The sequence below is a fragment of the Treponema sp. Marseille-Q4523 genome, from assembly GCF_016901105.1.
Lineage (GTDB): Bacteria > Spirochaetota > Spirochaetia > Treponematales > Treponemataceae > Treponema_D.
Genome location: NZ_JAFEVM010000022.1, coordinates 47,753 through 54,696, shown reverse-complemented (window position 1 = coordinate 54,696; position 6,944 = coordinate 47,753). Strand labels below are relative to the sequence as shown.

Annotated in this window: 4 protein-coding genes; all 4 read left to right on the top strand. The window is 50.7% G+C overall.

Going from position 1 to position 6,944, the window contains the following annotated elements; genetic code table 11:
• Positions 1-424: 424 nt before the first annotated feature.
• A complete protein-coding gene (gene leuA, locus JSQ97_RS08260; RefSeq protein ID WP_205075617.1) occupies positions 425-2,107 on the top strand; it encodes a 2-isopropylmalate synthase in 1,683 nt (560 codons plus the stop codon).
• A 299-nt stretch (positions 2,108-2,406) separates the two neighbouring features.
• Entirely contained in the window at positions 2,407-4,284 is a 1,878-nt protein-coding gene (locus JSQ97_RS08255; RefSeq protein ID WP_239447038.1) for an ABC transporter permease, read from the top strand.
• A gap of 2 nt (positions 4,285-4,286) precedes the next feature.
• Complete coding sequence (locus JSQ97_RS08250) at positions 4,287-5,417, top strand: ABC transporter ATP-binding protein (protein ID WP_205075616.1); 1,131 nt, start codon at positions 4,287-4,289, stop codon at positions 5,415-5,417.
• A gap of 270 nt (positions 5,418-5,687) precedes the next feature.
• On the top strand, positions 5,688-6,857 hold the full coding sequence (locus JSQ97_RS08245) for an ABC transporter substrate-binding protein (protein ID WP_205075615.1): 1,170 nt from the start codon (positions 5,688-5,690) through the stop codon (positions 6,855-6,857).
• Positions 6,858-6,944: the final 87 nt, after the last annotated feature.

The following is a 6,944-nucleotide window of genomic DNA, read 5'->3' as shown; positions in this document are numbered from 1 at the left end:
ATTATATTCATTCTTTTCTCTGTAAAAGCCAAGCGGGCTATTCACCTACGCCTCTTCTCCGTATCCGTCATAATTCTCTTGTCAGGCAAATCGCCGTATAAGAATCATGCAACAATACCGTTATTGCTTTACTATACCACAACATCGTCCGAAAATACAGCATTTTTTACAAAAAAGGATTTCCGCCTCCCGCCGATGCTCGCTTGTGCCGTACGCTTGTGCTGTAAGCTTGACAGAGCAGTTTTTTTATGCGATACTTATTATATGATATATACGGCGCTACTATATGCAAATACTTTCTCAATTTGCCGACGGTAAAGGTGCTGTATATCGTTATCCTATAAATTACAGACCTGTCGCTTCGGCGGCGGGTCTTTTTGTTTTTAAATAGCGGTGCGCGGCGCGATGCGCAAGGAGCAATACAATGGCAGGAATGGATGCGAAAGGAAAATACCGGCAGTTTCCGAAAATCGATATCGGAAAGCGCGAGTGGCCGGATAAGCTTATCACAAAAGCGCCGGTGTGGTGTTCGGTCGATCTCCGCGACGGCAATCAGGCGCTCGTCAATCCTATGGGCGTAGAGCAAAAGCTCGATTTTTTCGATCTGCTCGTAAAGATCGGATTCAAAGAAATCGAAGTGGGATTTCCGTCCGCATCCGAAACGGAGTATGTGTTTTTACGCCGGCTTATCGAAGAAAACCGCGTGCCCGAAGACGTAACGCTGCAAGTGCTCTGCCAGGCGCGCGAACACCTTGTCAAAAAAACCTTTGCATCGCTGAAAGGTGCGCCGAAAGCGATTTTCCACATATACAATTCGACGTCCCCCGCACAGCGAAAATATACGTTCGGCATGACAAAGGCGCAAGTCACGCAGCTTGCCCTCGACGGCGTCAAGTGCGTGCAGGACTGTCTTTCGGATGCGGGCGACACGCATATCCGCCTCGAATATTCGCCTGAAAGTTTTTCGACGACCGAAATCGAATATGCGGTCGAAATCTGCGAAGCGGTAAAAGAAGCGTGGGCGAAAACGACAAGCGATAAAATTATTTTGAATTTGCCGACGACGGTCGAATGCGCGACGCCGAACATCTTTGCCGATCAAATCGAATATTTTTGCAAACACATTTCGAACCGCGAAAACGTCATCGTCAGTTTGCACAATCACAACGACCGCGGGGAAGCCGTCGCATCGTGCGAACTCGGCTTGCTTGCGGGAGCAGACAGAGTTGAAGGTACGCTTTTCGGAAACGGCGAGCGTACGGGAAACCTCGACATCGTAAACGTCGCCCTCAATATGTATACGCAGGGTGTCGATCCCGCTCTCGATTTTACGCACATCGACGGCGTGCGTGAACGTTACGAAGAGTTTACCGGCATGGCCGTCGGCCCGCGCGTGCCTTATGCGGGCGAGCTCGTGTTTACCGCCTTTTCCGGTTCTCATCAGGATGCGATCCGAAAAGGCATGGCCTGTCGCGCGGACGCCGGAGAAAATGCGCTGTGGGATGTGCCTTATCTTCCGATCGATCCTCACGACATCGGAAGGCAATACGAAGGCATCATCAGGATCAACAGTCAAAGCGGAAAGGGAGGAGCGGCCTTTATCCTTGAACAGGACTACGGTATCATGCTGCCCAAAGCGATGCATACGGCTTTCGGCGATATCGTTAAAGCTGCTGCGGACGAAGCGCAGCGGGAACTCAAAAGCGAAGAGATATACGATATCTTTGCAAAGACATGGCTCAATAAAACCTCTCCGCTTAAAATACTCGATTTGAACGAAACGCATCTCGACAGCGGTATCGAAAACGACGGCGACGAACAGGTTATGTGCCGCGCCGCAGTCGAATGGAAGGGCGAAAAGTATACGATCGGCGCAAAGGGAAACGGTCCTCTCGACGCTTTCGTCAATGCGCTGAAATCGACACCCGTTCCGAAATTCAATATAACATCGTTTCACGAACACAGCATCGGACGCGGCAGCGATACGAGCGCTATGGCGTATGTGCAGATCACGACGGAAGACGGAAAGCAAGTGTGGGGTGCCGGCAGGAGCAGTAACGTCGGGCGTGCGGGGGTCGCCGCAGTCGTAAGCGCGATAAATTTTTAATAATTTTTCGAAAAGTGTACGGCTTTAAAGAATTATTAATTTTTGTTTGCAATCTTAACTGCCGCACGTAAGCGGCAGCGACGTACGCTGTGGTGCATGCAGCAGTGTGCGTGCAATGCGAAATGTGCAATGCGAAATGTTGACTTTTCACAAGATGTGCTATACACTTATATCAATCGATTAAATCATCGCGGTTTTGCTTTGCATAAACCGCGTTTTTTGTATGAAGAGCATCTAAAAATGCACCCGAGTTTTTAGAAGTTCCCGTCATTACCCGGCGACCGATGTCGGATCTTTCAATGGAGTATGTGATGCGACCTGCACTGTACGATGCCGATGAGCCGTTTCCACCCTTTTCCCGGCGGAGACGGCTGCAAAATCGCCTGAAAAATTATTTTACCGATCCGTACAATATCATCATGCTCGTTTCCGTAGCGATTTTATGCTATCTCATCGTCGTGCCTCTCGTGCAGATGATCGGTACGACCTTTACGATGGCGAAAACCGACCTCCGTCGCGTGCGCGGTGCGGTCGAAGGTCAGTTTACGCTGTACTATTGGAAGCGGCTTTTGGCAAGCGATGTTTCGCGCAATCTCTTTTGGATCCCGCTCCGCAATTCCCTCGTCATCGCGGTTTGTACGAGTGCGCTTTCGATCCTCATCGGCTCTCTTGTCGCGTGGCTTTTAGTGCGTACCGATCTGCCGGCAAAAAGATTTTTCTCTCTTGCGGTGATCGTGCCGTATATGCTGCCGTCGTGGTGCAAATCCATGGCTTGGCTCACCGTGTTCCGTAACGAAACGATAGGAGGGGCTGCGGGATTTTTGAGCTATCTCGGCATCAACGCTCCCGACTGGCTCGCCTACGGGCCGCTTCCGATCGTATTCGTGCTTTCCATACATTATTATGCCTATGCGTATCTCCTCGTTTCCGCAGCTCTCCGTTCGATCAATTCGGAACTCGAAGAGATGGGAGAGATCGTCGGCGCGTCGAAGGGGCTTATGCTCAGGAAGATCACTTTTCCGCTCGTGCTTCCGGCCATTCTTTCGAGCGTCATATTGACTTTTTCAAAAGTGATGGGCACTTTCGGCGTTCCGTCTTTCCTCGGTCTCAAAGTCGGCTACTATACGATTTCGACCTCGCTCTATGCGACCGTCCAATCGCAAAAGGGCACGGGCTTTGCGATCAGCATCATGCTTATCCTCATCGCGTCGGTAAATATCTTCGTCAATCAAAAGCTTATCGGTTCGCGGAAATCCTATGCGACGATCGGCGGAAAGGGCGGACGCTCGACGCCGCTTTCGCTCGGTTCGTGGAAAGCGCCGACGGTCGTCGTACTCTCCGCATTTTTGGCCGTAGCCGTCATCCTGCCGCTCGGCATTTTGCTTTATCAAACCTTTATGCTCCAAGCCGGCGATTACAGTTTTTCGAATTTTACGCTGCATCACTGGCTCGGCGAAAGCGACCCCTTGATTTCCGACGGACTTCCCGGCGTTTTCAAATCGCCGCAGTTTTGGATGTTCGTCAAAAATACGCTCTTGCTTGTTGCGTGGACGGCCGTCATCGCGACGATCTGCGGACAGGTCATCGGCTATATCAATTCGCGCGGCAGGCATTTAAAAAGCGGAAAGCTCGTCGAACAGCTCGTGTTTATCCCGTATCTCATTCCGTCGATCGCTTTCGGTGCGATGTACCTTGCCATGTTCGCATCTCCGACCCGCGTTTCGTTTTTCGGACATCCGCTGACGCTCATTCCGTCGCTGTACGGTACCTTTGCCGTGCTTGTCCTCGTTTCTATTGTAAAGCATTTGCCCTTCGCTTCCCGCGCGGGTACGTCCAATATGCTCCAGATAAGTACGGAGCTTGAAGAAGCGGGGCAGATCGCGGGTGCGAATTTTTTGACGCGCTTTTTCAAAATCGTGTTTCCGCTTTCCAAAAACGGTTTTATGAGCGGTCTCATGCTCATTTTGATAAGCATCGCAAAGGAACTCGATTTGATCGTCATCCTCATGACGCCGACGCAGGCGACGCTGCCGTATATGGCGTACACCTATTCGACGAACGGCTTTCAACAGCCGGCGAGCGCCGTCGCAATCGTACTCTTTATCCTCGTGTTTTTATTTTACTGGATCGCAAATAAATTTTTCCACGCCGATATTGCCGGCGGACTCGGAGGCTAGACGTGAGCAAAATCGTATTGACCGGCATCAACAAATATTACGGAACGAACCGCGTTTTAAAAGACGTCGATTTGACGATCGAAGACGGAGAGTTTATGACGCTGCTCGGTCCTTCGGGCTGCGGCAAAACGACGACGCTGCGCGTTATCGCGGGACTCGAAAAACCGCAGTCGGGTTCAATCGTCATGGACGGTGAGCGCATCGTAAACGCGGCCGAAAGTTTTTTCGCACCTCCTGCAAAGCGAGGCTTAAATCTCGTGTTTCAGTCATACGCTTTGTGGCCGCACATGACGGTATTCGATAACGTCGCCTTCGGTCTTCGCGTAAAGCATACGCCGAAAGACGAAATCAAAAAGCTTGTCGAAAGTGCGCTCAGCCGCATGCAGATCGGCGAATATGCGGGGCGCTATCCGTCCGAGCTTTCAGGCGGACAACAGCAGCGCGTCGCCATTGCCCGCGCTATCGCTTCGCCGGTCGAACTCCTCTTACTCGACGAACCTCTGTCGAATCTCGACGCAAAGCTCCGCGTCGATATGCGCAGCGAACTGAAGCGATTGCACGAGGAGATGGGTACGACGATCATCTATGTGACGCACGATCAAGTGGAAGCGCTCACGCTGTCGACGCGCATCGCCGTTTTTTTCAACGGGCACATCGAACAGGTCGCAAGTCCTATGAGCTTATACCAAAATCCTGCAAGCGTGCGCATCGCGGAATTTATCGGAAATCCGAAAATAAATCTCACAGGCGGAAAAGCGAAACGGACGGAAGCGGGGCTCGAAGTCGAAAGCGCGCTCGGAAATTTCACATTTCAAAAAAGCGACTGCACCGATGCTCTTCCCCAAGGCACATTCGACTGCAGAATAGGCTTTCGACCGGAAGAAGTGACGATTTCCAATACGGCTTCCAAGGGGGCCGTCGAGTGCCGCGTGTATTCGAGCATGCCTGCGGGAAGTGAAACGCTCATACGCCTTTCCCTCGCCGGAGAAGCTTTCCTTGCAAAGCGGCTCGGTATCCGTCACTACAAAGCCGATGAAACGGTTTACGCGGCGATAGCCCCCGAAAAGCTCAACGTGTTCGACGCGTCGTCCGGCGTTCTCGTAAAAAAATCCGCCGAAGGCGAAAGCGATTGATCGTATCGAGGTAATTATCGGATATTGTAATTAATTATTAATATAGGAGGTACGATAAAAAGCGCCGTCTGAAATATCGCCGTCGCTTTTTATCTCGAGTTTGCTTGGATGTTTGCAGAAGACGTGTATACGTGTCGTTTCGATAAAAATTGTATGAATACGATACGCTTTATTTTGCAAACTCGACTATTGAACGTGTGCGCGCACGCGCACGGCTAAAAACTTTTTCGGAAATTGATATTTCCTGCAAAAGTTTTTATAGGAGTACAGATGAAAAAGATTGCAGTAGCGATGTTGTTGGCGGCGGCGATGTTTTCGTCCGCATTTTCGATGGGACAAACCGAAACGAAATCGAACAGCCAAGAAGCGAAGTGGGCGAAGGACAACGGACTCGATAAAGACGAAAGCGTCGACGAGCTCTATCAAAAGGCGAAAGCCGAAGGCTCCCTCGTCATTTATACGATTTCGAGCCGTACGCAAAAAGTTGCAAACGCTTTTAAAGAAGCGTACCCCGGCATCAACGTGGAAGTATACGATATTTCTTCCGGCACGTTGAAAGAAAAATTCGCAACCGAATATAAATCGGGCATCCGCACGGTGGATATTTTGCATTCGAAAGAGCAGGTCGGCGAATACACGTATGAAATGTTTTCCGAAGGTATGCTGCATAACTATCAGCCTGCATCGATTTTCAAAAACGTTCCGGCTTCTTATATGACGCTCACTCCACTCATGCTCGAACTTAATCTGTGGTTTTACAATACCGAAGTGTATAAAACGTGTCCGATTACGTCGTGGTGGGATTTTACGAAGCCCGAATGGAAGGGACGCGTCGTATTTCAGGACGCGGCGAGCAACGACGCTTACTGCGCCCCGCTTACGGCTATGGTGCAGCATGCGGACGAAATGGCGGCTGATTACCAAAAAGTGTTCGGTAAAAAAATTCAGCTTGAAAAAGACGAGCCGAACGCGGGCTATGCTTTTATCAAGCGCTTTCTCGCAAACTCGCCGATCATCGCAAAGGGCTCCGATGAAGTTATCGAACTCGTCGGTGCAAAGGGACAAAAAAATCCGCCGGTCGGCTACGCGTCTTCCGTAAAGCTTCGAAAGCAGCGTGACGGTTACGCGATCAATTACGGTCCGACGACGATGCACGTGTCGAACGGCATTCCCGCGCTGAACTTTATTTCAATCGCGAACGAATGCAAACATCCGAACGCCGCAAAGCTTTTTATTAAATTTTGGATGGGAGGCGAAGACGGAAAAGGGAAGGGCTATGAGCCGCTCGTTTCTCTCGGTTCGTGGTCGGTGCGGCCTGAAAATCCGTCGGCTAAAGGAAACATCCCGCTTGCCGATATTCCGCTGTGGAAGATCGATTTCGACTATATCTACAACAACATCGAAACCGTCCGCGATTATTGGATCGCGCACAGAAACTAAACTGCGGATCGTGTAAAGCGCGCAAAGATCGCATATCGATTTTTGCGCGCCGCCTGCGTTTTTGCGCGGGGCTGTCCTTTGCGAAGT

Bases quoted from the DNA above. Each gene is read 5' to 3' on its own strand.
- leuA (WP_205075617.1), top strand. From the start codon at position 425: ATGGCAGGAATGGATGCGAAAGGAAAATACCGGCAGTTTCCGAAAATC.
- JSQ97_RS08255 (WP_239447038.1), top strand. From the start codon at position 2,407: ATGGAGTATGTGATGCGACCTGCACTGTACGATGCCGATGAGCCGTTT.
- JSQ97_RS08245 (WP_205075615.1), top strand. From the start codon at position 5,688: ATGAAAAAGATTGCAGTAGCGATGTTGTTGGCGGCGGCGATGTTTTCG.